Source organism: Methylobacterium sp. ME121 (assembly GCF_000974725.1).
In the GTDB taxonomy this organism is placed as follows: domain Bacteria; phylum Pseudomonadota; class Alphaproteobacteria; order Rhizobiales; family Beijerinckiaceae; genus Methylobacterium; species Methylobacterium radiotolerans.
Window position 1 is genome coordinate 25645 of record NZ_BBUX01000040.1, and the last position, 26084, is coordinate 51728.

23 protein-coding genes are annotated in these 26084 nt (G+C 72.9%); 12 read left to right on the forward strand and 11 right to left on the reverse strand.

All coding sequences use genetic code 11. From position 1 onward, the window contains the following. The first annotated feature begins 32 nt into the window (after positions 1 to 32). From ME121_RS21370 to ME121_RS21390, 5 genes are all read left to right on the forward strand, one after another. The gene (locus ME121_RS21370) at positions 33 to 3398 is read left to right on the forward strand and encodes a helicase-related protein (RefSeq protein WP_408902621.1); all 3366 of its coding nucleotides are present in this window, start codon (positions 33 to 35) and stop codon (positions 3396 to 3398) included. A gap of 10 nt (positions 3399 to 3408) precedes the next feature. After that, the gene (locus ME121_RS21375; protein ID WP_012320641.1) at positions 3409 to 3717 is read left to right on the forward strand and encodes an RNA-binding S4 domain-containing protein; all 309 of its coding nucleotides are present in this window, start codon (positions 3409 to 3411) and stop codon (positions 3715 to 3717) included. A gap of 217 nt (positions 3718 to 3934) precedes the next feature. Next, positions 3935 to 4273 carry a ferredoxin FdxA gene (gene fdxA, locus ME121_RS21380; protein WP_012320642.1) on the forward strand — a complete coding sequence of 113 codons (339 nt, stop codon included), beginning with the start codon at positions 3935 to 3937 and terminating at the stop codon, positions 4271 to 4273. Positions 4274 to 4772: 499 nt separating this feature from the next. Further along, the gene (locus ME121_RS21385) at positions 4773 to 5378 is read left to right on the forward strand and encodes a CarD family transcriptional regulator (protein ID WP_012320643.1); all 606 of its coding nucleotides are present in this window, start codon (positions 4773 to 4775) and stop codon (positions 5376 to 5378) included. Positions 5379 to 5689: 311 nt separating this feature from the next. After that, positions 5690 to 6565: an RNA polymerase factor sigma-32 gene (locus ME121_RS21390; protein ID WP_012320644.1), complete on the forward strand. Its 876-nt coding sequence runs from the start codon at positions 5690 to 5692 to the stop codon at positions 6563 to 6565. 115 nt (positions 6566 to 6680) lie between these two features. Here the strand turns inward: ME121_RS21390 and ME121_RS21395 are convergent, their stop codons facing one another. From ME121_RS21395 to secB, 3 genes are all read right to left on the reverse strand, one after another. Further along, the gene (locus tag ME121_RS21395; protein ID WP_012320645.1) at positions 6681 to 7913 is read right to left on the reverse strand and encodes an MFS transporter; all 1233 of its coding nucleotides are present in this window, start codon (positions 7911 to 7913) and stop codon (positions 6681 to 6683) included. Continuing rightward, complete coding sequence (locus ME121_RS33970; RefSeq protein ID WP_083743806.1) at positions 7886 to 8278, reverse strand: tautomerase family protein; 393 nt, start codon at positions 8276 to 8278, stop codon at positions 7886 to 7888. The genes ME121_RS21395 and ME121_RS33970 overlap by 28 nt, the downstream gene beginning before the upstream one ends. A 139-nt stretch (positions 8279 to 8417) precedes the next feature. Next, positions 8418 to 8918: a protein-export chaperone SecB gene (gene secB, locus ME121_RS21405; RefSeq protein ID WP_012320646.1), complete on the reverse strand. Its 501-nt coding sequence runs from the start codon at positions 8916 to 8918 to the stop codon at positions 8418 to 8420. Between the two features lie 351 nt (positions 8919 to 9269). Here secB and ME121_RS21410 point away from each other — a divergent pair, with 351 nt between their 5' ends. From ME121_RS21410 to mltG, 5 genes are all read left to right on the forward strand, one after another. Continuing rightward, on the forward strand, positions 9270 to 9983 hold the full coding sequence (locus ME121_RS21410) for a Tim44/TimA family putative adaptor protein (RefSeq protein WP_012320647.1): 714 nt from the start codon (positions 9270 to 9272) through the stop codon (positions 9981 to 9983). A 32-nt stretch (positions 9984 to 10015) separates the two neighbouring features. Beyond that, positions 10016 to 11212 (forward strand): murein transglycosylase A, encoded by a 1197-nt coding sequence (mltA, locus tag ME121_RS21415; RefSeq protein ID WP_059409559.1) that lies wholly within the window; start codon positions 10016 to 10018, stop codon positions 11210 to 11212. After that, positions 11209 to 11844, forward strand: a complete 636-nt coding sequence (locus ME121_RS21420; protein WP_029361227.1) for a Smr/MutS family protein — start codon at positions 11209 to 11211, stop codon at positions 11842 to 11844. The genes mltA and ME121_RS21420 overlap by 4 nt, the downstream gene beginning before the upstream one ends. Before the next feature lie 124 nt (positions 11845 to 11968). Next, positions 11969 to 12859 carry a bifunctional DNA-formamidopyrimidine glycosylase/DNA-(apurinic or apyrimidinic site) lyase gene (gene mutM, locus ME121_RS21425; RefSeq protein WP_012320650.1) on the forward strand — a complete coding sequence of 297 codons (891 nt, stop codon included), beginning with the start codon at positions 11969 to 11971 and terminating at the stop codon, positions 12857 to 12859. Between the two features lie 150 nt (positions 12860 to 13009). Continuing rightward, complete coding sequence (mltG, locus tag ME121_RS21430) at positions 13010 to 14425, forward strand: endolytic transglycosylase MltG (protein ID WP_012320651.1); 1416 nt, start codon at positions 13010 to 13012, stop codon at positions 14423 to 14425. Between the two features lie 35 nt (positions 14426 to 14460). Here mltG and ME121_RS21435 read toward each other — a convergent pair whose 3' ends face one another. After that, on the reverse strand, positions 14461 to 15252 hold the full coding sequence (locus ME121_RS21435; RefSeq protein WP_245295814.1) for a PAS domain-containing protein: 792 nt from the start codon (positions 15250 to 15252) through the stop codon (positions 14461 to 14463). Between the two features lie 194 nt (positions 15253 to 15446). On the opposite strand from ME121_RS21435, the gene ME121_RS21440 reads away from it, so the two are divergent. Together ME121_RS21440 and gmk are read left to right on the forward strand one after the other, a co-directional pair. Beyond that, positions 15447 to 16304: a YicC/YloC family endoribonuclease gene (locus ME121_RS21440; protein WP_041372727.1), complete on the forward strand. Its 858-nt coding sequence runs from the start codon at positions 15447 to 15449 to the stop codon at positions 16302 to 16304. A gap of 64 nt (positions 16305 to 16368) precedes the next feature. After that, positions 16369 to 17031, forward strand: a complete 663-nt coding sequence (gmk, locus tag ME121_RS21445; RefSeq protein WP_012320654.1) for a guanylate kinase — start codon at positions 16369 to 16371, stop codon at positions 17029 to 17031. 7 nt (positions 17032 to 17038) lie between these two features. On the opposite strand, the gene ME121_RS21450 is transcribed toward gmk, so the two are convergent. From ME121_RS21450 to infB, 7 genes are all read right to left on the reverse strand, one after another. Further along, positions 17039 to 17485, reverse strand: coding sequence for a DMT family transporter (locus ME121_RS21450; protein WP_012320655.1), 447 nt, complete (start codon positions 17483 to 17485; stop codon positions 17039 to 17041). 191 nt (positions 17486 to 17676) lie between these two features. Beyond that, a complete protein-coding gene (locus ME121_RS21455; RefSeq protein ID WP_012320656.1) occupies positions 17677 to 18270 on the reverse strand; it encodes a biliverdin-producing heme oxygenase in 594 nt (197 codons plus the stop codon). After that, on the reverse strand, positions 18267 to 20882 hold the full coding sequence (locus ME121_RS21460; RefSeq protein WP_012320657.1) for a histidine kinase dimerization/phosphoacceptor domain -containing protein: 2616 nt from the start codon (positions 20880 to 20882) through the stop codon (positions 18267 to 18269). Before ME121_RS21460 ends, ME121_RS21455 begins: the two co-directional genes overlap by 4 nt. Positions 20883 to 20966: 84 nt before the next feature. Further along, positions 20967 to 22352, reverse strand: a complete 1386-nt coding sequence (locus ME121_RS21465) for a dihydrolipoyl dehydrogenase (protein ID WP_059409560.1) — start codon at positions 22350 to 22352, stop codon at positions 20967 to 20969. Between the two features lie 134 nt (positions 22353 to 22486). Beyond that, positions 22487 to 23503, reverse strand: a complete 1017-nt coding sequence (truB, locus tag ME121_RS21470; protein WP_024829159.1) for a tRNA pseudouridine(55) synthase TruB — start codon at positions 23501 to 23503, stop codon at positions 22487 to 22489. Positions 23504 to 23569: 66 nt separating this feature from the next. Next, entirely contained in the window at positions 23570 to 23998 is a 429-nt protein-coding gene (rbfA, locus tag ME121_RS21475; RefSeq protein ID WP_012320660.1) for a 30S ribosome-binding factor RbfA, read from the reverse strand. A gap of 103 nt (positions 23999 to 24101) precedes the next feature. Continuing rightward, on the reverse strand, positions 24102 to 26084 hold a 1983-nt coding region (gene infB / locus ME121_RS21480), incomplete at its 5' end, for a translation initiation factor IF-2 (protein ID WP_059409561.1).

Genomic DNA, 26084 nt, shown 5'->3' on the forward strand with positions numbered 1-26084 from the left:
CCCGCTCGAAGGAACCGCCGACCATCGACGCGCTGCTCCGCCCCACGTCCAGTCGCTCGCTGTCCCGCGAGGCCCGCGCCCGCGGCGTCACCGCGGTCCTCGGGCCGACCAACACCGGCAAGACGCATCTCGCCATCGAGCGGATGCTCGCGCACCCGACCGGCATGATCGGGCTGCCCCTGCGGCTGCTCGCCCGGGAGGTCTACCTGCGCGTCGTCGCGAAGGTGGGCCCCGAGAAGGTCGCCCTCGTCACCGGCGAGGAGAAGATCAAGCCGGACCGGCCGCGCTACTGGATCTGCACCATCGAGGCGATGCCGCGGGACCTCGACGTGGCGTTCGTGGCCATCGACGAGATCCAGCTCGCCGCCGACATGGATCGCGGCCACGTCTTCACCGACCGCCTGCTCTACGTCCGCGGCCGGGAGGAGACCCTGCTGATCGGCTCCTCGACCATGCTGCCGCTGGTCCAGGACCTGATCCCCAACGTCCACACCACGACCAGGCCGCGGCTCTCGCAGCTCACCTTCGCGGGGGAGAAGCGGCTGTCGCGGCTGCCCCGGCGCACCGCCATCGTGGCGTTCTCGGCCGAGGAGGTCTACGCGATCGCCGAGCTGATCCGCCGCCAGCGCGGGGGCGCCGCGGTGGTGCTCGGTGCCCTGTCGCCGCGGACCCGCAACGCCCAGGTCGAGATGTACCAGGCGGGCGACGTCGACTACCTCGTGGCCACCGACGCGGTCGGGATGGGCCTCAATCTCGACGTCGATCACGTCGCGTTCGCGGCCAACTGGAAGTACGACGGCACCCGCTTCCGCAAGCTCACGCCCGCCGAGATGGGCCAGATCGCGGGGCGCGCGGGGCGCCACCTCTCGGACGGCACCTTCGGCTCCACCGGCCGCTGCCCGCCGTTCGAGGCCGAGCTGGTGGAGCGGCTGGAGAGCCACGACTTCGATCCCCTGCGCATCCTGCAGTGGCGCAACCCGGATCTCACCTTCGGCAGCCTGGACGGCCTGCAGGCGAGCCTCGACGAGCACCCGCGCGAATCGGGCCTGACCCGCGCCCCGATGGGCGAGGATCAGCAGGCCCTCGAGATCCTCATGAAGGAGGACGACATCCGCGACATGGCGCGCAGCGCCGCCGCGGTGCGCCGCCTGTGGGACGTCTGCGGCGTCCCGGATTACCGCAAGGTCCACCCGCAGGTGCACGCCGACCTCGTGGCCCAGCTCTACCGGTTCCTCATGAAGGGCATGGCGGGCCGCATCCCCGACACGTGGTTCGCCGAGCAGGTCGCGATGATCGACCGGACCGACGGCGACATCGACACGCTGTCCCGCCGGATCGCGCAGGGGCGCACCTGGACCTTCGTGGCGAACCGTCCCGACTGGCTGCGCGACCCAGAACATTGGCAGGGCGAGACGCGTCGGGTAGAGGACAGGCTGTCCGACGCCCTGCACGAACGCCTCGCGAGCCGCTTCGTCGACCGGCGCACAAGCGTCCTGATGCGGCGCCTGAGAGAGAACACGATGCTCGAAGCCCAGATCACCGCCGACGGTGACGTCACCGTCGAGGGTCAGCATGTCGGCCACCTTCACGGATTCCTGTTCGTTCCCGATGCCAGCGCCGAGGGGCACGAGGCAAAGACACTGAGGAGCGCCGCCGAGAAGGCGCTCGCGGGCGAGATCGAGGCGCGGGCCGAGCGATTCGCCGCGGCCGCCGATTCGACCCTCGTGCTCTCGCACGACGGCACGATCCGCTGGACCGGCGCGCCCGTCGCCAAGCTCACGCCCGGCGAGAAGCTGTTCGCCCCGCAGATCCGTCTGCTGGCGGACGACAGCCTGACCGGCGCGCATCGCGAGAAGGTCGAGGGCCGCCTCGACGCGTGGCTGAAGGCCTACATCGTGCGGCTGCTCGGCCCGCTCATGGAGATCGAGACCGCGGCCGACCTCACCGGCCTCGCCAAGGGGATCGGCTACCAGGTGGTCGAGGCGCTCGGCGTCCTGGAGCGCTCGAAGGTGGCGCACGAGATGCGCAGCCTCGACCAGGACGGCCGCGGGGCCCTGCGCCGCCACGGCGTCCGCTTCGGCGCCTACCACATCTTCCTGCCGGCCCTGCTGAAGCCGGCGCCCCGCACGCTCGCGGCCCAGCTCTGGGCCCTGCGCAACGGCGGCCTCGACCAGCGCGGACTCGACGAGATCGCGCATCTCGCCGGCTCCGGCCGCACCTCGATCAAGGTCGATCGCGAGATCGCCAAGGGCCTCTACCGCGCCGCCGGCTTCCGGGTCAGCGGCGAGCGGGCGGTGCGCGTCGACATCCTGGAGCGGCTCGCCGACCTGATCCGCCCGGCGATCGCCTACCGGCCCGGCACCACCCCGGGCGCACCGCCGGACGGCACGGCCGACGGCGACGGCTTCGTGGCCACCGTCGGCATGACCTCCCTGGTCGGCTGCTCGGGCGAGGATTTCGCCTCGATCCTGAAGTCGCTCGGCTACACGGCCGAAGCGCGCCCCGGCCCGGCCATCACGGTGCCGCTCGTCCCCGCCGCCGCCACCGCGCCGGCGGCACCGGCCGTCGCTGCCGAGGCATCCTCCGAGGAGGCCGTCGCCGCGCAGGCGGACGCCGCCGAGCCGGTCGGCGACGAGGTTCCGGACGCCGAGGGCGAGACCGCCGCCGACAACGCTCCCGCGGCCGAGGAAGCCCCGGCCGCCGAAGCCGAGGCGGCGCCCGCCGTGGGCGAGGTTCCGGACGACGCGGCCGGCGCGCCCGTCGAGGAGGCTGCCGCGTCGCCCGCGACCGAGGCCTCCGCGGCCGAGGCCTCCGCGACCGACGCGCTCCACGCCGGGGCGGAGCAGCCGGCCGACGGGGCCGCCGAGCCCATCGCCGAGTCCATCGCCGAGCCCCCGGCCGCATCCGCCGAGGAGACCGCGCCCGAGATCGCCGCCGAGCCGCAGCCCGCCGCGGCCGACACGGCGGACGCCTCGGGTGCCGAGGGCGAGGGTGCCGCCGAGATCCCGCAGATCGAGGTCTGGCGCCTGCAGCGCCACCAGCGCCCGGCTCACCAGCGCCCGCAGAACCGCCCTCGCGGGGGCGGCCGGGGCCGTGACGGCGGCCAGCAGGGCCAGCACCCGGGACAGGGTCGGCCCGAGGGCGGCCGGCCCGAGCAGCGCCGGGCCGAGGGCGACGGCCCGCGTCCCGGCCGGGATCGCGGTCCGCGCCGCGACCGGTTCGAGGGTGGGCGGCCGGAGCGCCGCGACGACCAGCGCAACGCGGAGCAGCGCCATTCCGGCCCGCGGCCCGACCAGCGGCCGCCGCGGCGCGAGCGGGCGCCCGACCCGGATTCGCCGTTCGCCAAGCTCGCGGCCCTGAAGGCGCAGCTCGAGGCCGGCGACGGCGGGAAGCGCTGACCCGCGGCGGATGCGCGAGGACCGGCAGCGCCTCGACAAGTGGCTGTGGTTCGCGCGGTTCGCGCGGACCCGGTCGCTCGCGGCGCGGCTGGCTTCCGACGGCTTCGTGCGGGTGAACGGCAGCCGGGCCGAGAACCCCGCGAAGGCCATCGGCGTCGGCGACGTGGTGACGGTGGCCGCGCCGCACGCGACGCTGGCGGTGCGGGTGCTCGGTCTCGGCCTGCGCCGCGGCCCGGCGCCGGAGGCGCGGCTGCTCTACGACGACCTGTCGGGCGGTGCCCTGTCGGTCGAGGCCGGCCCGGAGGGGCCATCCGAGTGATGAGGCCGGGCCACAGCGGCCGCGCGAGCGACCCGGCACGAACCCATGCGGCGCCCGCACGCTTGTCAGTCCGGGAGGCAGCGTCTAGAGCCGTGGGCCTCCGAGGCCCGGCTCCGTGCCGTGTCTCACCGGCGTTCCCCTCGCAGCACCCTCCGGGCGCGCGGGCCGTCTCCAGGCTCCGCCCGGGCCAAGTCGAGTTTTAGGACGAAGACATCCGATGACCTACGTCGTCACCGACAATTGCATCAAGTGCAAGTACACGGACTGCGTCGAGGTCTGTCCGGTGGACTGCTTCTACGAAGGCGAGAACATGCTCGTCATCCACCCGGACGAGTGCATCGACTGCGGCGTCTGCGAGCCGGAATGCCCGGCCGAGGCGATCAAGCCCGACACGGAGTCGAACCTCGACACGTGGCTGAAGCTGAACGCCGACTACGCCAAGAGCTGGCCGAACATCACGCAGAAGAAGGAAGCCCCGGCCGACGCCAAGGAGTGGGACGGCAAGACCGGGAAGCTCGAGGCGCATTTCTCGCCCAACCCCGGCTCGGGCGACTGAAGTCCGGCCTCGCAGGTTCTGGCGTCGGTCCGCGGCTCGCTCTCCAGATCGCAGGAAGATCTGCCGAGCCCGTCCCGCCGCTGAACCGCGCGGCGGGGCTGCGTCATACGAAGCCCTGATACGCGGCCAGGTCATTCCTGTCCCGCCGCACCAGTGTAAAACTCTTTGGCGCCGCGCTCGGTCCGCGCGTGCGTCTTCAGGGATGCTTTGATCTGCGCGCCGGATTGTGGTAGACAATCTGCCTGCCGTCGCTCGCGCCTGACGTGCTCCCTCCGGCCGAAACGCCTTCGAATTTCGTGGGTTAGGAGTAGTACGCGCCCGACCGCTGAAGGAGACTTCGGCGGACGGGCCAGGCGTTCGCACGGCCGCGCCGGGGAACGTCCGGATTCGTGCGCTCGGCGCCGGGTCCGGGAGCGGCGAGGCAGACCGGGTGTCCCGCCCGGAAGAACACGGTTTCGCGCGGCGCCGAACGCTGCGCGCCAGTGGAGGCCCTTCTCGCATGACCACAGCCAAGAAGACGACGACCGCAGGCCGGCAGGGCTTCAAGACCGGCGAGGCTGTCGTGTATCCGGCCCACGGCGTCGGTCGCATCACCGCGATCGAGGAGCAGGAGATCGCCGGCTACAAGCTTGAGCTGTTCGTCGTATCGTTCGAGAAGGACAAGATGGTCCTGCGCGTCCCCACCGCGAAGGCCAACAGCGTCGGCATGCGCAAGCTCGCCGAGCCGGAACTGGTGAAGAAGGCCCTCGACCTGCTGACCGGCCGCGCCCGGATCAAGCGCACCATGTGGTCGCGCCGCGCGCAGGAATACGAGGCCAAGATCAACTCGGGCGACCTGCTCGCCGTCACCGAGGTCGTGCGCGACCTGTTCCGGTCCGAGGCCCAGCCGGAGCAGTCCTACTCCGAGCGTCAGCTCTACGAGGCCGCGCTGGATCGGATCGTGCGCGAGATCTCGTCGGTGAACCGCATCACCGAGACCGAGGCCCTGAAGCTGATCGAGCAGAGCCTCGCCAAGTCGCCCCGCCGCGCCAAGAGCGAGGCGGAGCCCGAGGCCGAGGCCGACGGGGACAGCGAGGGCGACGACATCCAGGAGGAGGCCGCCTGAGGCGCCTCTCTCCGCGAACGGCATCGAACCCGGCCCAGGTGGCCGGGTTTTTTGTGTCTGGCGGGCCGGACCGAAGCGCTGAACGCGGTCGTTTCGGGACTTGCGGCCTGGACGGCGCAGGGCCGGATCCCATCTGATCGGGACAGAACACGATTTCGTGGCCGCCCGACTGTCGCATTGTGGGGCATCGGGACGGAACTTTCGCGTTTTGCCTTCCGTTGTCGGTTGCCTGGCGTCGCCCCCCGGTGGCGCCTGCGCGTCGGGCTATTGGCTCGACGCCGCAACAGCACTCGACAACAAGAGGCAGGCGGATGGCTGAGATCGCGGGAATTCGACGGCAGTTCATACGGACTGCCATGGAGGCACCCTTCCTGGCCCGGGAAGAAGAGCGCGGCCTCGCCGTCCGCTGGAAGGACGAGCGCGACGAGCGGGCCCTCCACCGTCTGATCTCGGCCCATATGCGCCTCGTCATCGCCCTGGCGGGGCGTTTTCGTCACTACGGCCTGCCCATGGCCGATCTCGTCCAAGAAGGGCATGTCGGCCTGATGGAGGCCGCGGCCCGGTTCGAGCCCGAGCGGGACGTCCGCTTCTCGACCTACGCGACGTGGTGGATCCGCGCCTCGATCCAGGACTACATCCTGCGCAACTGGTCGATCGTGCGCGGCGGCACGTCCTCCGCGCAGAAAGCCCTGTTCTTCAACCTGCGCCGGCTGCGCGCCCGGCTGATGCAGTCCACCGAGGAGCATGTCGGCGACGAGATCCACCGCCGCATCGCCAGCGCCATCGGTGTCTCCCGCGACGACGTCGCCCTGATGGACGCGCGCCTGTCCGGGCCCGACATGTCGCTCAACGCGCCCGTGGGCGAGGACAGCGACGCCTCCTCCGAGCGGATGGACTTCCTCGTCGACGGCGCCGACCTGCCGGACGAGACCGTGAGCGCCACGGTCGACGGCGAGCGTCGGTTGAGCTGGCTCCAGCAGGCCCTGACGGTCCTGTCGGAGCGCGAGCTGCGCATCCTGCGCGAGCGACGCCTCGCCGAGGATCAGGCGACCCTGGAGGCCCTCGGCCAGCGGCTCGGCATCTCCAAGGAGCGCGTCCGCCAGATCGAGAACCGGGCCCTGGAGAAGCTGCGCCGCGCCCTGGCCGACCGCTTCCCGGCCGCCACGGGCAGCCCGCATATCGGCTGACCCTCGGCCGCGACGCTGTCCCGAAGCCCGGCCCTGGGGCCGGGCTCCCGCATGTCAGACATCAGTCGTTCGGTGCCCCGCCGTCCGGACGCGAGGCCGCGACGGCGCGGCCGATTCAGGCTCCCTGAACGGCGGCGCCGCGCCGCTCCCGCCGGCGGCGGCGTCGGCCGGGTTCGGGCGTCGCGTCGAGCCAGATCACCAGCGCGAGGGCAACGAGCGCCGGCACGCCGAGGGCCAGGAAGGCGCCGGTCCAGCCGAACAGCCCGTAGGACAGGCCGCCGTACCAGCCCGACAGCGCCCCGCCGACGCCCTGCACGGCGTTGACGCTCCCGAGGGCCGTCTGCGTCCGGCCGGATCCCCAGGTCAGGTCGGCGACCACCACCGGCACCGCCACCCCGACGATGCCCGAGGCGACGCCGTCCAGCACCTCGGCGGCGATCAGCCAGACCGGATCGTCGATCAGGCCGGACAGGAGCGCCCGCACCGGCAGGACCGCGAAGGCGACCATGAGCAGCTGGCGGCGGCCGCGTCTGTCGGCGAGCGATCCGGCGAACAGCGCCACCGGGACCATCACCAGCTGGGCCACCATGACGTAGCGGGCCGTCCAGGTCGTCGCGTCGGAGGCGGTCGCGACCAGCTTCTGGCCGAGCAGCGAGAGCATGCCGCCGTTCCCGAGATTGAACAGGGTCAGCGCCACGGTCAGCACCAGCAGGCGGCGGTTCCCCAGGACTTGGCGGATGCCGCTGCGCTCCGGCTCGTCGGCATCGTCCTCCTTCCAGCCGACGGCGCGGCGGCGGTTCCAGGCTCCGGCCGGCGTCGTCACCGTCGCGACGATCGCCGCCAGCGCCATGCCGCCGAGCACCCAGAAGGCGATCGCGGGCCCGAAATAGCCGGTGCCGAGGCTGATGCCGCCCGCCGCGATCAGGATGCCGATGTGATTGAAGGCCTGATTGCGCCCCTGCTGCGCGGGGAACCGGTCCTTCCCGACGATGCCCAGGGTCAGCGCCGCGACGGCCGGCAGCAGCAGCGTGCCGCCGGCCGCGGCGAGGAGCTGCGCGCCCAGCACCGCCGGGAAGCTGCGGGCCGGCAGGAGCAGCAGCGTCCCCACCAGGATCGCCCCGCAGGCCAGCGCGATCAGCAGGCGCGGGCGCGGGAACCGGTCAACCAGGGCGCCGAACGGACCGCTCAGGAACAGCGTGCCGAATCCGACCAGCGTGATGACGAACCCGACCCGGGCCGGGCTCCACGAGGCCGACTGCGCCAGCCAGGTCCCGAGGAAGGGTCCGAGGCCGCCCTGGATGTCTCCGATGAACAGGTTGATCAGGGCGAGGTTTGCGGTGGGGGCCATGCGATCCTGGAGCCGTTTCGGGCCCCGGACCTGTACTCCGCCCCCGGAACGGTCAAGCCCGGATCGTGGCCGCCATCGCCGCACCGCGCCCGCGGCGGCTTCGCCGCGCCGGCCTCACGGCTCCGGGGCCCGTCCTGCATCGGCCCGTTCCCGAGCGATCGGGCCTCCGCGCTGACCTCGACGGAGTTGATGAAGACGTCCGCCGGTGCCACGCCGGGGTCGCGGGCGAGATTGCGGCTCACCGCGGCGCAGGGGGCGCGCTTCTGCGCCGTGCCCTGCGCGGCGTTGGCGCGGATCTGGACGATGACGGGGCGGTCGCGGCGCCGGATCCCGAGATCGTCGGGTCCGTGGCCGGGATCCGACACGCGTGGTCGATCTCGGCAGCGTCACCCGGACGCCGAGGCGCTCGCCGCCCGGCCGGGCGCCCAGCGGCGGCCCTGCGCGCGCTGACGGGGGCCTATCGCGGTCCCGGCGGCCGCTGAGCGGCCGCCGGCGCGTCCTGACTCAGGAAGCGAGCGGGCCCTGGGCGCCCTGCTGCTCCATCACCTTCTGCCGGTAGAGGCCGACGAAATCGATCGGATCGATGTACAGCGGCGGGAAGCCGCCGTTGCGCACCGCCTCGGCCACGATCTGGCGGGCGAAGGGGAAGAGCAGGCGCGGGCACTCGATCATCACCGCCGGATGGATCTGGTCGGCCGGGATGTTGAGGAGCCGGAACACGCCGGCATAGGTCACCTCGAAGGCGAACAGCACCTCGTTCTGGATCTTGGCGTCGCCCTCGAGCTTCAGCTCGACCTCGAAATCGGTCTCGGAGAGCTGCTGCGCGTTGACGTTCACCTGGATGTTGATCTGCGGCCCCTGGCCCTCCTTGGGCTGGAGCGAGCGCGGCGCGTTCGGGTTCTCGAAGGAGAGATCCTTCGTGTACTGCGCCAGGGCATTGATGGTCGGCACATCGCCCTGCGGCATGCCGCCGCCGTTGCCGTTCGCTGCCGGGGAATCGGCCATGCGGATCATCCTTCTCGATCGACCGGCAGGGCCGGCGCGGGTTGTTGTCGCGGCGGGAGCGGCTGGATCACGCCGCGGAACTGCCCAAACGGCAGGGCCGCTAACACGCGGGCCGAGCCTGGACAAGCGAGCGAGCGGGCGCGGCGCTGGCGCCCGCGGCCCCCGCGACCCATATCGGCCGGTATCGCAATTGACGCGTGGGTTCGATCGTCCGGCCGACACAACCGGCTCGCTCCCGACGCGTTGGTCGGATATGAGTCGGCCAGACCTCTGCGCGCTTAGCCGGCGCCGCACCGCGCGTGGCCTGAGCAAGGGGCACAGGGTCTCGCCGCGGCCACCATCGGATCGGTGATGCAGGACAGTTTCGACGTTACGACGATCATCTTCCTCGCGCTGGCCGTCTTCGTGATCTGGCGTCTGCGCTCCGTGCTCGGCCAGAAGACGGGGGCGGAGCGCTCCCCGTTCAAGCCGGTCGACCGCAGCCGCACCGAGCCGCAGGCGCGCTCCGACGGCGACAACGTCGTGCGCCTGCCCGGTGCCGACCGGGTCCAGGCCGCGCCGCCGCCCGCCGCCGCGCCGCGGGACTGGCGGGGCATCGCCGAGCCGGGATCCGAGGTCGCCCGCGGCCTGGAGGCCTGCATCCAGGCCGAGCCCAGCTTCGATCCCCGCGCCTTCATCGAGGGCGCGAAATCCGCCTACGAAGCCATCATGATCGCGTTCGCCAAGGGTGACCGGAAGACCCTGCGCGGCCTGCTGTCGAAGGAGGTCGGCGAGGCGTTCGAGCGGGCGATCGCGGAGCGCGAGCGCAACCGGCAGACGCTCGAGACCACCTTCGTGTCGATCGACAAGGCCGAGATCGTCGCCGTCGAGGTGCGCAACCGCGTGGCGCACGTCACCGTGCGCTTCCTGTCGAACCTGATCACCGCCACCCGCAACGCCGACGGCAAGGTGGTGGACGGCAGCGCCGAGACGGTGGTCGAGGTGCCGGATGTCTGGACCTTCGCCCGCACGCTCGGCTCGCGGGATCCGAACTGGCAACTCGTGGCCACCGAGGCCGGCGCCTGAGCCCGTGACCGGCGTGCCGTGACGATCTCGCCGTGCCGATCCCCCGCGCCCGGTCCGGAGCAGTCCCGGCCGCCCTCCTCGCGTCCCTCCTGAGCCAGGCCGTGTCCGCCGCGCCGGCGGCGGTCGGCGACGCGGTGCTGATCCCCGTCGCCGCGGCCGACCTGCCGGGCTTCCCCGGCGCGCGGGCGGACGCGGCGCTCGCCGCCTTCCGCCGGGTCTGCGCGGCTCCGCCGCCCGCCCTGCCCCAGCCCGACGGCGTCGCGGGGGATCCGGCGGCCCTCGCCGAGGCCTGCGCGGCCGCCGCCGACCCCGTGCCGGACGCGGCCGCCTTCTTCCGGGACCGGTTCGCGGCGTTCCGCGTCGCGCGGCCCGGCGCGGACCGACCCGGCTTCCTGACCGGCTATTTCGAGCCGGAACTCACGGGCTCCCTCGAGCCGGGCCCGGACTTCCCGACGCCGGTGCTCGCCCGCCCCGACGACCTGATCTCCCTCGGCCCCGGCGAGACCCGCCCGGGGCTCGATCCCGGCCTGCGCGCCGCCCGGGCCACGGCGGACGGGTTCGCCCCCTACCCCGACCGCGCCGCGATCGAGGACGGTGCCCTCGGCGCGCGCGCGAAGCCGATCCTGTGGCTGCGCGACCCGGTCGACCTGCTGGTCCTGCAGGTCCAGGGTTCCGGGCGCGTCCGGCTGCCGGACGGGCGCGCGGTCCGGGTGCTCTACGACGGCCGCAACGGCCGCCCGTACACGGCGGTGGCCAAGCTGATCGTCCAGGAGGGCCACCTGCCCCTGGAAGGACTGACGCTCGCCCGCTGGACCGGCTGGCTGCGCGCCCATCCCGAGACCGCCAAGCGCCTGATCCGCGCCAACGCCTCCTACATCTTCTTCCGCCTCGCCCCGGTCGCCGACCCGGCCCTCGGGCCGCCGGGCGCCGCGAACGCCCCGCTCAGTCCGGGCCGCAGCCTGGCGGTGGATTCGACCCTCTGGCGCTACGGCCTGCCGTTCTGGCTCGCGGGTCCGCTCCCCGCGGAGGCGGAAGCCGGCGCGCCGGACACGGCCGGGCGCCTCGTCGTCGCCGCCGATACCGGCTCGGCGATCGTCGGCCCCGCCCGCGGCGACCTCTTCGTCGGCACCGGTCCGGAGGCCGGGGCGGTCGCCGGAAACCTCCGCGACGCCGTGGGTTTCGTGGTCCTGCTGCCGCGTCGCGGCGGTGCATCCGGAGCCGCGCCGTGAGGGCCCCGCGCCGCGGGCGCCGCCTCACCGCGGGCGAGGCCCGGCTCTGGGACGCGATCGCCAAGCTGGTGACCCCGTTGCCGGGCCGCGCAGCCCCGATGCCCGAAGCGCCTCCGCCAGGGCCGGGCCCGACCGCCACCATGCCGGCCCTCTCGGCTCCGATCCTGAAGCCCAGCGCGCCGCCGGCCGCCAAGACGCCGCGGCCGAAGCATCCGCCGAAGCCGGCGCCCGAGCCGCCGCGCCCGGCCACCGCGCTGCCGTACCAAGCCCCCCCGCAGCGGCACGCGCCGACCGCGGGGCTGGAGCGGACCGCCAAGCTCGGCCTGCGCCGGGGACGGCTCGCGATCGAGGCGCGGATCGACCTGCACGGGATGGTGCAGGCCGAGGCCCACGCCGCGCTGACGGGATTCCTGCTCCGCGCCCGGGCCGCCGGGCATTCCTACGTGCTGGTCGTCACCGGCAAGGGCGGGCCGGGCTACGCGGACGCCTTCTCCGAACGGGGCGTGCTCCGCCGCAGCGTGCCGCACTGGCTGCGGGGGCCGGATCTGCGCGGCATCGTCCTCGGCTTCGAGGAGGCTGCCCGCCACCACGGCGGCGGCGGCGCGCTCTACGTTCGCCTGCGCCGCCGGTAGGGCGGGCCTCGTCAGGGGCCGCGCGGCAAACCGCGCCGGTTCCGCGCGGTTGCGGCCCGGGCCGATCCCGCCGATATCCGGGGCCGGCGCACCGGGCGCCGCGCACGCGAAAGCCGCGAGAGAGATGCCGGAGCTTCCCGAGGTCGAGACCGTGCGGCGGGGATTGGCGCCCGCCCTGGTCGGCGCGCGCTTCAGCCGCGTCACCCTGCGCCGGGCCAACCTGCGCTTCCCCTTCCCCGAGCGCTTCGCCGCCCGCCTCGAGGGCCGGACCGTCACGGGCCTCGCGCGCCGGGCGAAGTACCTCACCGCCGCGCTCGATTCCGGCGAGACGCTGGTCATGCATCTCGGCATGAGCGGCCGCTTCGACGTGGCCCTGCCCGACGGCAGCAACCTGTCGCCGGGGGATTTCTACCTCGAGGGCGCCCAGGGCACGCCCAAGCACGACCACGTGGTGATGGCGATGAGCACCGGCGCCACGGTGACCTACAACGACGCCCGCCGCTTCGGCTTCATGGATCTGGTCCCGAGCGCGGAGCTCGCGGCCTGCCGCCACTTCGCCCGGATGGGCGTGGAACCCCTCGACGGACTGACCGGGGCGGTGATCGCGCGGCTCTTCCGGCACAAGATCGCGCCGCTGAAGGCCGCCCTGCTCGACCAGCGCCTGATCGCGGGCCTCGGCAACATCTACGTGTGCGAGGCGCTGCACCGGGCGCGCCTGCATCCGGAGGCCCCGGCCGGGAGCCTCGCCCGGCCGGACGGGCGCCCGACGCCCGAGGCCAACGCCCTGGCCAAGGCGATCGTGCAGGTCCTCGAGGAGGCCGTGAAGGCCGGCGGCTCGACCCTGCGCGACTACGCCCACACGGACGGCAGCGCGGGCGCCTTCCAGCACGCCTTCCGGGTCTACGACCGGGTCGGCCTGCCCTGCAGCCGGCCGGGATGCGCCGGCGCGATCACCCGCATCGTGCAGGCCAACCGCTCGACCTTCTTCTGCGCCACCTGCCAGCCCCCGGGCTGAGCGCGCCAGCCGGCGCCTATCGCGCCGCGGAACGGCAATTTCGCCACAAACCCGACTAGGGTTAGAGCCCTCGACGTGCGCACCCGGTTGCGGGCAGCCGATCCCGGCCCGCGACGCGTGACGGGTCGCGCGGGCCCAGACAGGATCCCGATGTTCTTCCGCCGCTCAAAGACGCCCGCGCCCGAGACCACCGCGCAGGATCCGACGGACGAGCCCGCCCTGCCGCAGCGGCTGTCGCCGCGCTCGCCCGGCGAGGCGATCAAGCCGACGGTCGCGCCCCCGCCGCCGGAGAAGCCCGAGCGCGAGCGGAGCGGGCTCGTGGGCCTGATCAGCGGCGCCCTCACCTTCGCGGTCGTCATCGCCATCGCGGCGATGATCGGGATCACGCTGTTCCAGCGGCAGGTGCGCGAGCCGGGACCGCTCGCGGCCGACAAGGTCGTGGTCATCCCGACCCACAGCGGAACGGCCGAGATCGCCGAGACCCTCAAGCGCGAGGGCGTGATCGACCATACCGGCCTGTTCGAGTTCGCCGCCCGCTTCGGCGGCCGGCCGGCGCTGCGGGCCGGCGAGTACGTCTTCAAGGCGCACGCGAGCATCTCCGACGCGCTCGACACGATCGCCACGGGCCGGCAGGTCCAGCACGCCATCACCTTCCCGGAGGGCCTGACCTCCGAGCAGATCGTCAACCGCCTCAACGACAACGACGTGCTCGCCGGCGAGATCAACGAGATTCCCCCGGAGGGCTCGCTCCTGCCAGACACCTACAAGTTCGAGCGCGGCGCCACCCGGCAGCAGATCGTCAACCTGATGAAGGCCAAGCAGCGCGAGGTCCTGAACCAGATCTGGCTGCGGCGCAGCGCCGACGTGCCGGTGCGGACCCCGGCCGAGATGGTCACCCTCGCGTCGATCGTCGAGAAGGAGACCGGCCGCGCCGACGAGCGGCCCCGGGTGGCCGGCGTCTTCATCAACCGCCTCAACAAGCGGATGAAGCTGCAATCCGATCCCACGATCGTCTACGGGCTCGTGGGCGGGCGCGGCACCCTCGGCCGCGGCATCCTGCGCTCCGAGATCGACCGGCCGACCCCCTACAACACCTACGTGATCGAGGGCCTGCCGCCGGGCCCGATCGCCAATCCCGGCCGCGCCGCCCTGGAGGCGGTGGCCAACCCGTCCCGGACCAAGGATCTGTACTTCGTGGCGGACGGCACCGGCGGCCACGCCTTCGCCGATTCCCTCGAGGCGCACCAGCGCAACGTCGCCCGCTGGCGGGCGGTGGAGAAGAGCCGGCAGGCGCCGCCGGACGCCGTCGACAAGGTCGAGCCGGGCCCCGATCCGGCGACGCCCGGCCGCGCCTCGGCCTACGCGCCGGGCGGCGCCCCCGCGGGCAACGGGATCAACACCAACGCGGCCTTCGCCCTGGATACCGGCACGCCGGGCACGCGCGCCTTCGACGCCTCCGAGGGCACGCGCCTCGATCCGCTCAAGAACCGCACCTACGACCTGGGCTCGCCCAAGACGGTCCCGACCCTGAGCGAGCCGGCGCCGGCGCCCCGGGGTCGCCGCTAGGGAGCGGCGCCGGCCGCGACGCCGTCGCGCCGGCCTCAGTGCGCCTTCGGATTCCGAGGACGCCGCGCCACGTCCGGAGGGCTGCCCGACAGGGAGGCCGCGATCTGGCGTCCCAGCTCATACAGCAGGGCCTCGAGCAGCGGCTGAACCCGAGCCGCCTCGTCGGGCCCGAGATCGCCGACCATCTCCCACAGGCGCATCGCGTAATCCGCCATCCGCTCGACCGCGGTACCCTGCTCGGCCGGGGCGCCGAGAAAGCCGGCCGGCGGCTCGAGCGGGCCGTCGATCCGGCTGTCGGTGATGTCGATCACGATGCCGCGGCCGTAGACGTGCCCGTCCGGGCGCCGCTCGAACCGGCCGCGCGCCAGGACCCAGCGCACGAGCCCCGGGGCGGGCACGATGCGGTGCTCCCAGGCGAAGAGGCCGCCTTCCTCGCGCACGCGGCGGCGCTCGCTCTGATCCCGGGCGAGATCCTCGGGGTGGAAGATCGCGGAGAGCTGCTCCCAGGAAATCCCCTCCGCCGCCTCGGCCTCGCTCAGGCCGAAGATCCGCGCCATCGTCGCATCGCCGCGCACCCAGCCCTCGTGCGGCGCATCCTCCCAGATGCCGACGCCCAGCGCGGACATCCCGAACGGCTTGAGCGCGGCCCACCCCAATACTGATCGCGGCATGCGCCATCCGAGGTCATGTGCAAACGTGCGAGATTTCGAGCACACCTTCACTGCCAAATGCAACGTCGGCCGCGCGACACGACAGCGGAAACGTGGCGAGCCCGACCGGGCGATGACGACGGGCGCGCGGCCGCGGTCACGGTCGCGGACAGCCATCCCCGGTCGGGCAAGGATCCCGGCGCGTCCCGGCCGCACCGCCCTACAGGGCCGAGCCTGCGGTCGCCTTGCACGGGTCGCGCGGTGCCGGTCGCGGCGCGACGGCGGCGACCGGCCTCTTCCCCTCGGAGAGATCCGTGCTACAGGCCCCGATCTTCGAGGAGACGGGGGTCGGCGTGGCCCAGATCGCGAGCATGACCGGTTTCGCCCGGACGGCGGGCAGTGCCGGACCGGTGCACTGGGCCTGGGAGGTCCGCAGCGTCAACGGGCGCGGCCTCGACGTGCGCACCCGCGTGCCGGCCGGCTACGACGGGCTCGGCGAGACCGCCCGCACCGCCCTGCAGAAGACCCTGACCCGCGGACAGTGCCAGCTGACGCTGACCCTCACCAAGCCGGAGACGACCGCGCGGGTGCGGATCAACGAGACGCTCCTGGCGAGCCTCGCCCAGGCGGTGGCCCGGGTGCCGGTCCCCGAGGGCGTGGCCCCCGCCACGATGGACGGGCTGCTCGGCGTGCGCGGCGTGATCGAGGTCGAGGACGAGGCGGCCGACACCGACACCCTCGCCCGGGATCTGGCCGCGGGCGTGGTCCAGCTGGTCGCGGATCTCGTCGAGGCCCGCCGCGCCGAGGGGCGCCAGCTCGAGCAGGTCGTCACCGGCCAGGTCGAGCGGATCGCCGCGCTGACCCAGGCGGCCGAGGAGAATCCGGCCCGCCAGCCCGAGGCCGTGCGGGCGCGCCTGGAGGCGGCCGTCGCGGCCCTCGGCGGCAGCGGCCTCGACCCGGACCGCCTGCACCAGGAGGCGATGCTGCTCGCCGGCAAGGCGGATGTCCGCGAGGAGCTGGACCGGCTCCGCGCCCACGTGGCGAGCGCCCGGGACCTGCTGGCGGCCGGCGGGGCGATCGGCCGGCGGCTGGACTTCCTGGCCCAGGAATTCGGCCGCGAGGCCAACACCCTGTGCGCCAAGGCCAACGATATAAGCCTGTCGCGGATCGGACTCGACCTGAAGGCCGTGGTCGAGCAGTTCCGCGAGCAGGTGCAGAACATCGAGTGATGCCGGGCACGATGCCGGATCGGGACGTGAGGATGCGGATGCGAAACGTCGGGGAGCCACGCGCATGACCGAGGCGGCCGGGAACGTCTCCGACTCGATCGCGCGGCGCGGGTTGATCCTGATCCTCTCCTCGCCCTCCGGGGCGGGGAAGACCACCCTGACGCGGGCGATCGCGCAGGATCCGAGCTGGGCGCTCGACCTGTCGATCTCGGTGACCACGCGGGGGCGGCGGCCCTCGGAGATCGACGGGCGGCACTACCACTTCATCGATCGCGAGGCGTTCGACGACCTGCGCAACCGCGACGACCTGCTCGAATGGGCCGAGGTCCACGGCAACTTCTACGGCACGCCCCGGCGGCCAGTGGAGAAGGTGCTCGGCTCCGGCCGGGACATGATCTTCGACATCGACTACCAGGGCACGCGGCAGGTTCGCTCCAAGCTCGCCCAGGACGTGGTGACGGTCTTCATCCTGCCGCCCAGCATGGCCGAGCTGCGCCAGCGCCTGGAGCGCCGGGCGGAGGATTCCGCCGAGACGATCGAGAAGCGTCTCGCCAACGCCCGGACGGAGATCCAGCGCTGGGTCGAGTACGACTACGTCATCGTCAACGACGACCTGCAGAACGCCTTCCGGGCCCTCCAGGGGATCCTGGCGGCCGAGCGTCTCCGGCGGGCGCGCCGCACCGGACTCGCCCCCTTCGTCGAGGGCCTGCTGGCCGAGACGCCGTGATCCGGCCCTAGCGACGGATCAGCACGACGCCGCCGATCAGGAGCGCGATCCCGAGGAGGCGCGGCAGGTCGACGGGCCGCTGCGCGAGGCCGAGCAGGCCGGCGTGGTCGAACAGCACCGAGGCGAGCATCTGGCCCGTGACCAGGAGGGCGAAGAAGGTCGCGGCGCCGAGCTTCGGGACGAGCAGGATCGCGAGGCCGATGAACACCGCGCCGAACAGGCCGCCGCTCCAGGTCCACCACGGGATCCGCTCCGCCGCGCCGGCGGTCGGCACCGGGTCGCGCAGGGCGGCGGCGAGGAGCGCCATGCAGGCGAGACCGACCGCGTAGCTGGAGACGCCCGCCCAGGACGCCGAGTCGAGGCCCGCGCGCAGATTCGCGTTCAGGATCTGCTGCAGGACGAGGCCGGCGCCCGCCAGCACGGCGAGCAGGGCGGAGAGCGCGAAGGCGAGCATTGCGGGACGGACCTCTCAGTCGGGACGGCGGGCGGCATTGACGCCCGTCCCGGCCGGTGCCGTCAAACGCCGCGCCGGCCCGCGTCCATGCGTTCCGGCATGCCGAGTCCCGCCCGTCGCGACTTCCGCGGCGTCGCGGCTGATGGTCCATCCGGGGGAGAGCGCGACGCCCTCGGCGGCGCCCGAACGGCTCAGGCAGCGGCCGGCAGGTCCGGGACCGGGCAGAGCCACGCGCGCATCGCCGCGAAGGTCGACACGGCCGCGCCGGTGAGCGCGGCCTCCGCGGCCGGGTCGTCGCCGAACGCGTCCAGGCGCGCGCGGAAGGCGGCCCACATCGCCCCCGCGGCGGGCCCGTGCGCCCGGTAATAGGCGAGCCCCGCGCCGGAGAATCCGTGCAGGCCGGCGATGTGCCGGCCGATCAGCTGCCCGCCGAGGGTCGATCCCTCCAGCACGTAGAGCGCGCCCGTGGCGGCGGCCGGCCCGTGGAGAGCCGGAGCGGCCGGCCGCGGGAGCGCCGCGACCGCGTCCGGACGGAGGCCGAGATGGTCGAGATCGGCCGCGAGGAGCGCTAGACGGCGCCGCGGCGCCAGGAACGGCTCGTCGGCGAGTCCCGATCCGATGGCCGCCTCCCAGACCGCGTGGAAGCCGTAGAGGCGCCCCAGCAGGTCCCGGTAGCCGTCGAGCGTCGCCACCCGCGCCTGCCAGTCGAGGGACACCTCCAGCGCCCGGTGGGCCGGATCGGTCGCGGCGCGCAGCCGCGCGTGCAGGCCGTCGCGGGACCTCACGCGGTGATCGTGAAGCAGGCGCCGGGATTGTTGGCGACGGTGAGCTTGGCGTTGATCTGGTCGAGCATCGCCCGGATCAGTTTCATGCCGAGGCCCGAGCCCTTGCTCCGCGCCTTGGCGTCGGCCCAGTCGTCGGGCAGGCCGGCCCCGTCGTCGCAGACGCGCAGCTGGACCTCGCCGGGGCCGGAGGCCGAGACGCTGACCTCGACACGGCCGCCGCCGGCCGGGTTCGCCGCGTACTTGAAGGCGTTGGTGACGAGTTCCGTGGCGATCAGCGAGAGCGCCACCGCCTTGCGGTAGGGCACCATCAGGCCGGGCTCCGCCGACATGTCGACCGCGTGCCCGTCGCCGGCCAGCCCCGCGAGGTCGTTGCACAGGCTCTCGATGGTCTGGCCGAGATCGACCTCGTCGAACCGATCCGCCTGGTACAGGCTGTCGTGCACCCGCGCGACGCTCATCACCCGCGCGGAGGTGTCGGCGAAGGCCTGCCGGGCCTCGCCGTCGGCGATCTGGCGCCGCTGCATCTGCAGGAAGGCCGAGACGATCTGCAGGGAGTTCTTGACCCGGTGGTCGATCTCCCGCGTGAGGAGATCCTTCTGCTCGAGCAGGCGCTCCTTCTCGGCGAGCAGGCCGGTGAGTTCGTCGATCTTGCGCCGCTGGCGCAACACGACGCCCTCGACCGCCTCGGCCAGGGAGCCGGCGAGCTGGACCTGCCATTCCGCGAAGGGCGCGGCGAAGCCGGTGCGCTCCTCGACCCAGCGCTCGAACGAGCGGCGGGGCAGCACCGCCACGGGACCGCTTCCGGCGAGGACGGGCTTGCGCGGGTCGCCGCCCCACGTGACCGTGCTGGGCACCTCGGGCCGGAACCACACCAGCAGGTTCTCGCGCGAATCGTCCACGAAGGCCGAGAGCAGGCCGCTGGCGATCTCGCGATGCGGCCCGGTCTCCGGATAGTCGGCGCTGAAGCTGTCGCTGCTGTAGACGACCTCGCCCTCCGGCACGCGCGCCCGCAGCCAGCCCGCGATCGCCGCCACCATCTCGGCCGGCGGCGTCCGTCCGATCAGCGTGACCCGCTCGCCGGAGACGATGCCGGCGCCGGTGGCGCTGAACAGGTCGAGCAGCGTCGTCGTCCCGGCGGTCAGGGCGGCGACGAAGTCGTCGGATCGGGTCAGGCCGCGCACGAGGCGTCCCTCGACGTCGAGATGCGCCTGCCGCTCGGCCCAGAGCCGGCGCGACTCGATTTCCTCCACCCGCATGGCGAAGGCGTCGGTGAGCACCGTGGCGGCCGCGCGCGTCTCCGGCGTGACGTAGTGCGGGCGGCGATGGTGACCGATCATCAGGCCCCAGAGCCGTCCCTCGACCATGATCGAGATCGACATCGAGCCGTTCACGCCGAGGTTGCGCTGGTACTCCAGGTGGATCGGCGAGAGCGTGCGGTGCTGGGCGAAGGTCAGGTCGATCGGGCCGTTTCCGGCCCCGGGCGCCGCGACCAGCCCGACCGGGACGCTGTCGCGGTCGATGACGAAGCGGCTCTTGGCCTTGGTGTAGAGGGCCCGGGCCTGGGCGGGAATGTCGGAGGCGGGAAAGCGCAGGCCCAGCAGGCTGCGCGACCAGCCGGGCACCTTGTCCTCCGCCACGGCCTCGCCGTTCCAGTCCACGTCGAAGCGGTAGACCAGCACCGCCTCGAACCCGGTGAGGGCGCGGATCTCGAGGGCCGCGATCCGGGCGGCCTCCGCCAGGGTCCCGGCCTCGCGCAGGCGCCCCACGGCGAGTTCGGTGTCGACTTGGCTCGCCGTGGCGAAATCGTCGGCCGAATCCGGTTCCAGCTCGAGCTCGACGATGACGCGGCCGGCATGGGCGTGGGCGACGGCGTGGTAGGCGGCGCCGCGGTCCGGGATGGTCAGGGTCCGGCGCATGGAGGCGCCGTCGTCGAGGGTCCCGCTCGCGAGCCGGGCGCGGATCGCCGCGACGAACTCCGCCGGCAGCACGTCCGCCAGGGGCCGGCCCGCCAGCGGCGGCTCGATCGGGTCGATGATCTCGCCGACATTGGCCGAGTAGGCCGCGACCAAGAGAGTTCCGGCATCGGCCGCGAGCATCACGGCGTTGGGCTGGATTGAGCCCGGAATGTGGATCGGCTCGCGCTCGCAGATGCTGGCATCCACGGGCTCGGCGCGCACCCGCTGGCCGATCGCCGCCAGGACCGCCTCGCGCGACAGGTCGGCCCCGAGGCTCTCGACGGGATCGATGGTCAGCCACGTCACGGGGCGCAGGCCGCCGATCTGGCCGTGACGCATGTGGATCCGGGCCCGGAGCGGCTGCGGCAGCCGGCCGAAGACGTAGTCGAAGGTCTCGTCCAGGGCACCGCGACGCGCGCCCGCCAGGAACCGGCCGCGGAAGCTCGGCACGTTCGTGCCGGGCATCACGTCGCGGAAATAGTCGCGCCCGAGGACGGCCTCGCGCGACAGCCCGGAGATCGCGCTCGCGCCCTCGCTGAAGGCCACGACGGTGCCGGCCGGGTCGAGGCCGATCACGCCCTGGTCCAGGCGGTCGAGCGCCTCCGGCGCGATGGCGTCGAGATCGACGTCCGTATCGGGGATCTGACTGGGCGGCATCAGGAACGAAACCGGCGTATTCAGCGGGGTATGGCGACCGAAATGGCCGAGCGCAATGCTTGTGATATCGGCAAGATCAACGCCTCAGCTTCTCTGTATCATCTTAGACATAATACTAGTAAGCCCTTCTTCAACCGTAGGATGATATACCGGCCGGTCATGCACGGCCTGGGCCGTTTTCTCGTCGGCGACGGCGTAGGTGAGCAGGTGCGCGAGGTGTTCCACCGCCGGCCCGAGCATCTCGCCGCCGAGCAGTCGCCCGGACCGATCGGCCCAGATCCGCATGCCGCCGCGGTTCAACCCCTCCACGCGGGCGCGCCCCTGATCCGAGAAATCCAGGGCGCCGACAATCCGTCGATCGTCCTCCGGATCGTAGGGCGCGCCGATCACCGCCGCCTGGGGATGGGTGAAGACCATCGCGAGGCGCGTCCACGGCTCCGGGGTCGCGACCGGGCGGCCCGCCGCGAGGGCTGCCGCGTTGGCACCCGCGATCCCACCCTGGCGGCTCGCCTCGTGCAGCACCGGCCTCCAGCCGTCGACGTCGCCCGCGATCAGGATCGGTGCCCCCGCGCAGACGAGGCTGCGCCGGTCGAAAGCCGGCAGGCCCTCGGGCTCGAGGCATAGACCGGTCGCCTCGAGCCGGAGGGCCTCCAGATTGGGAGAACGGCCGGCGGCGGCCAGCACCCGCGCCGCCCGCGTGGTCCGCTCGCGGCCGGCGCGGTCGGTCCAGTGGAGACACACGCCGTCGCCTTCCGGAACGGCCTTCCGGAGCTCGGCGCCGAGGTGGAGATCCAGCTCCGCGCCGAAGATCGCGGCGGCCTGCCCGGCGAGGTCGGGCTCGGTCAGGCCGGCGACGGTGTCGCCCGCGTCGATCACCGTGACGGCGACGCCGAGCCGCGCCATCGCCTGCGCGATCTCGATTCCGACGGCTCCGGCACCGAGGACCGCCAGCGAAGCCGGGAGGTCGGGGATCTCGAAGAGGGTGTCGGTGGTGAGGACGAACGCGCCGAGGCCGCGCAGAGGCCCGGGGACGATCGGGCTCGATCCCGTGGCGATGACCGCCGCCCGGAAGCGGATCCGGGTCGCGTCGTCGACCAGGAGGGTACGGTCGTCCTCGAACCGGGCCGTGCCGTCGAGGCGCTCGCCCTCGGGGAGATCGTCGAGGCCGTCGAGGACACTGCCGACGAACCGGTCGCGCTCCGCGCGGAGGCGCCGCAGCACGGCGGGCCCGTCCACCGCGACCTCCGGAATCCGGATGCCGAACAGGTCCGCGGTGCGCGCCGCGTGGGCGGCAGCGCCCGCGGCGATCAGGAGCTTCGAGGGCATGCAGCCGACCCGCGCGCAGGTCGTCCCGCCGGGTCCGCGCTCGATCAGCACCGAACGCGCCCCAGCCGCCGTCGCGGCGCGATGGGCCGCGATGCCGGCGGTCCCGGCACCAATCACCGCCACGTCGTAGTCGAGCTCGCGCATCAGCATCCCGGACCGTCCGCCGGGGCCAAAGCGTCACGGCTCAGGTTCGTTCCGCCTGCGCGCTCACGTCTCAGCCCGACCTGCACCGGCCGGAGCCCCGCGCCCGCCCGCCCGGGCGGCGCGGAGCCGGGATGTCAGGCGCTGCGGCCGGGGGCCGTCCCGCCGAGGTGGAAGACCCGGTGCGGGATCAGCTCGCCGCGCTCCACGTCGCCCACGGCGACCAGGATGCCGGCGCAGGTCGCGAAGGCCTTGCCCTCGACGGGGGCGTCGCGGCCCCGCAGGATGACCGGCTGCCCCCGCATCAGGCGCAGGCCCAGATCGCGCGACACCGCGACCTCCGGGATGGAGTCGAGGGCCGTCTCCACGGGGCGCAGGTAGGCGAGGGCGGCCTCGGGGCTGCCGTCGGTCAGGGCCGAGACCGCGCAGGCCTCGGCCTCCGAGAAGGGCCCGACGCGGGTCCGCCGCAGGGCGGCCACGTGGCCGTAGCAGCCGAGCATCCGCCCGAGATCGCGGGCCAGCGCCCGCACGTAGGTGCCCTTGCCGCACTCGGCCTCGATCACCGTGCGCTCGCCGTCGTGCTCGACCACCGCGAGCCGGTCGATCTGCACCGGCCGGGCGACCAGCTCCACGGTCTCGCCTTCGCGGGCGAGGTCGTAGGCACGCTCGCCCTGGATCTTGATGGCGGAGTAGCGCGGCGGGACCTGCTCGATCGCCCCCACGAAGGCCGGCAGCGCCGCCTCGACCGCCGCCCGGTCCGGGCGGGCATCGCTCGTCGCGACGGGGCGCCCCTCGGCATCGTCGGTGTCGGTCTCGATGCCCCACTGGACGGTGAACCGGTAGGCCTTGCGGCCGTCCATCACGAACGGGACGGTCTTGGTCGCCTCGCCGAGGGCGATCGGCAGGATGCCGGAGGCCAGCGGGTCGAGGGTGCCGGCATGGCCGGCCTTCTTGGCGTTGAAGGCGCGCTTCACCACCGCGACCGCGTGGGTCGAAGTCATGCCGACATGCTTGTCGAGGATCACCCAGCCCGAGACGTCCCGGCGCTTCGGCCGGTCGGGACGCGGCCCGCGCTGAGGACGGCGCCCCTCCGGCCCGCGGCGCTCAGCGCTCGGCAGGGGAGCCTGGCGCTCGGCCGGCGGCAAATCTTCCATGGAAACCGTCATGTCCGCGTGTCCCCCGGGGTCGATGCCCCGTCCCTTTCTGCTTGGTATCGGGACTCAATGCCCCGTCCCGGTCTCCGGTTCGTCGTCCTCGGGCGCGGAGTCGAGGTCGCGCTGGACCCGCTCGTCCCGCAGCAGCCTGTCGATGCGCGCCGCCTCGTCGAAGGTCTCGTCCCGCCGGAACCGCAGCTCCGGCGCGAATTTCAGGTTCACTCGTCGGGCCACCGCCTGGCGCAGCACCTTCCGGTGGCGCTCCAGAGCGGCGATCACAGGCGCCTCGTCGAGGCCGCCGAGCGGCATCACGTAGGCGGTGGCGAGCTTCAGGTCCGGCGACATCCGCACCTCCGGCACGGTCACGACATGCGTGCCGAGCACCGGATCCTGGATGTCGCCCCGCTGGAGCACCTCGGCGAGCGCGTGCCGCACGAGTTCGGCCACGCGCTGCTGGCGCTGCGAGGGGCCGGTGGAGGTCGGTTTCTGAGCCATTCTGTCTCGGGCCGGCCCGCCGGAGCGGTCGGCGCACGTCCTGAAAAAGAAAAGACGGCCGCGGCAGGTGCCGCGGCCGCCCTGTCCGGATGAGTCCGGAGCGTCAGAGGGTGCGGCGGATCTCCTCGACCCGGTAGCACTCGATCACGTCGCCCGCGCGCATGTTCTCGAAGTTCTCGAAGGCCATGCCGCACTCCTGGCCGGAGGTGACTTCCTTCGCGTCGTCCTTGAACCGCTTGAGCGTCTTGAGCTTGCCCTCGTGGATCACGACGCTGTCGCGGATCAGGCGGACATGGGCGCCCCGCTCCACGATGCCGTCGGTGACGCGGCAACCCGCGACCTTGCCGACCTTCGAGACCTCGAAGACCTCCTGGATCGTGGCCTCGCCCAGACGCTCCTCGCGCAGCGTCGGCGGCAGCATCCCCGACAGCGTGGCTTTGATGTCGTCCACGAGGTCGTAGATGATGTTGTAGTACCGGATCTCGATGCCGGCCCGCTCGGCGGCCTCGCGGGCCTCCTTGTGGGCGCGCACGTTGAAGCCGATGACGACCGCCTTCGAGGCCTGCGCCAGGGTGATGTCCGACTCGGTGATGCCGCCGACACCCGCCAGAAGGATGCGGGCCGCGACCTCGTCGTTGCCGAGCTTCTCCAGCGCGCCCGAGATCGCCTCGACCGAGCCCTGCACGTCGCCCTTGATGACGACCGGCAGCTCCTTGCGGCCGGCACCTTCCTTGAGGTCGCGCATCATGTCGACCAGCGAGCGGTTGGCACCGCCGGTCCGCGCGTTCTGGCGCTCGCGCTTCTGACGGGCGCGGTACTCGGTGACCTCGCGGGCGCGGGCCTCGCTCGGCACCACGATCACACGGTCGCCGGCGTCCGGCGTGCCGTTGAAGCCCAGCACCTCGACCGGAACCGAGGGGCCGGCGTACTGCACGTTCTCGCCCAGATCGTCGATCAGGGCGCGCACACGGCCCCACTCGGCGCCCGCCACGACGATGTCGCCGGTGAACAGGGTGCCGCGCTGGACCAGAACCGTAGCCACAGGGCCGCGGCCGCGGTCGAGCTGGGCCTCGATGACCGTGCCCTCGCCGTCGCGCTTCTCGTTCGCGCGCAGATTCATGATCTCGGCCTGGATCTGGATACCCTCCAGAAGCTGCGGCAGGCCGGCGCCGGTCTTGGCCGAGACCTCGAACTCGAGGGTCTCACCGCCCATCGACTCGACCTGGATGTCGTGCTGCAGCAGCTCTGTGCGGACCCGCTCCGGCTTGGCATCCGGCTTGTCGATCTTGTTGACCGCGATGATCATCGGGACACCCGCCGCCTTGGCATGCTGGATGGCCTCAATGGTCTGGGGCATCACGCCGTCATCGGCCGCGACCACGATCACCACGATGTCGGTGACCTTGGCGCCGCGGGCGCGCATCGACGTGAACGCCGCGTGGCCGGGCGTGTCGATGAAGGTGATCATGTCGCCGGACGGCGACGCGACCTGATAAGCGCCGATGTGCTGGGTGATGCCGCCGGCCTCGCCCTCGACCACGTTCGCCTTGCGGATCGCGTCGAGCAGCGACGTCTTGCCGTGGTCGACGTGTCCCATGATGGTGACCACCGGCGGACGGGGATCGAGATCCTCCTCCAGATCCGGCTCGTCGGAGGACAGGCCCTCCTCGACGTCGGACTCGGCGACGCGGCGCACCGTGTGGCCGAGCTCCTCGGCGATGAGCTGGGCGGTGTCCGAGTCGATCACGTCGGTGATCTTGTGGATCTGGCCCTGCTTCATCAGCAGACGGATCACGTCCACGGCCCGCTCCGACATGCGGTTGGCGAGTTCTTGGATGGTGATCGTCTCGGGGATCGTCACCTCACGGGACAGCTTCTCCTTCTGCTCCACGTGGCCGCGGCCGCTCATCCGCTGCTGGCGGCGGCGGAACGAGGCAACGGAGCGCGTGCGCTCCTCCTCGCCCGAGGTCGCGTTGGCGATGGTCAGGCGGCCGCGGTTCCGGTCGCCGCCCGGAGATTTCGGGGTCTTCGGCGGCGCGATGATCTTGAGCGGCATGCCGGGACGGCGGATCACCCGCTTGGTCTC

Bases quoted from the DNA above. Each gene is read 5' to 3' on its own strand.
- secB (WP_012320646.1), bottom strand. From the start codon at position 8,918: ATGGCCGATTCCCCGGCAGCGAACGGCAACGGCGGCGGCATGCCGCAG.
- mutM (WP_012320650.1), top strand. From the start codon at position 11,969: ATGCCGGAGCTTCCCGAGGTCGAGACCGTGCGGCGGGGATTGGCGCCC.
- mltG (WP_012320651.1), top strand. From the start codon at position 13,010: ATGTTCTTCCGCCGCTCAAAGACGCCCGCGCCCGAGACCACCGCGCAG.
- ME121_RS21375 (WP_012320641.1), top strand. From the start codon at position 3,409: ATGCGCGAGGACCGGCAGCGCCTCGACAAGTGGCTGTGGTTCGCGCGG.
- ME121_RS21385 (WP_012320643.1), top strand. From the start codon at position 4,773: ATGACCACAGCCAAGAAGACGACGACCGCAGGCCGGCAGGGCTTCAAG.
- ME121_RS21440 (WP_041372727.1), top strand. From the start codon at position 15,447: ATGACCGGTTTCGCCCGGACGGCGGGCAGTGCCGGACCGGTGCACTGG.
- ME121_RS21465 (WP_059409560.1), bottom strand. From the start codon at position 22,352: ATGCGCGAGCTCGACTACGACGTGGCGGTGATTGGTGCCGGGACCGCC.
- ME121_RS21390 (WP_012320644.1), top strand. From the start codon at position 5,690: ATGGCTGAGATCGCGGGAATTCGACGGCAGTTCATACGGACTGCCATG.
- ME121_RS21450 (WP_012320655.1), bottom strand. From the start codon at position 17,485: ATGCTCGCCTTCGCGCTCTCCGCCCTGCTCGCCGTGCTGGCGGGCGCC.
- fdxA (WP_012320642.1), top strand. From the start codon at position 3,935: ATGACCTACGTCGTCACCGACAATTGCATCAAGTGCAAGTACACGGAC.
- ME121_RS21435 (WP_245295814.1), bottom strand. From the start codon at position 15,252: ATGGCTGTCCGCGACCGTGACCGCGGCCGCGCGCCCGTCGTCATCGCC.
- rbfA (WP_012320660.1), bottom strand. From the start codon at position 23,998: ATGGCTCAGAAACCGACCTCCACCGGCCCCTCGCAGCGCCAGCAGCGC.
- gmk (WP_012320654.1), top strand. From the start codon at position 16,369: ATGACCGAGGCGGCCGGGAACGTCTCCGACTCGATCGCGCGGCGCGGG.
- ME121_RS21395 (WP_012320645.1), bottom strand. From the start codon at position 7,913: ATGGCCCCCACCGCAAACCTCGCCCTGATCAACCTGTTCATCGGAGAC.
- truB (WP_024829159.1), bottom strand. From the start codon at position 23,503: ATGGAAGATTTGCCGCCGGCCGAGCGCCAGGCTCCCCTGCCGAGCGCT.
- ME121_RS21460 (WP_012320657.1), bottom strand. From the start codon at position 20,882: ATGCCGCCCAGTCAGATCCCCGATACGGACGTCGATCTCGACGCCATC.
- ME121_RS21410 (WP_012320647.1), top strand. From the start codon at position 9,270: ATGCAGGACAGTTTCGACGTTACGACGATCATCTTCCTCGCGCTGGCC.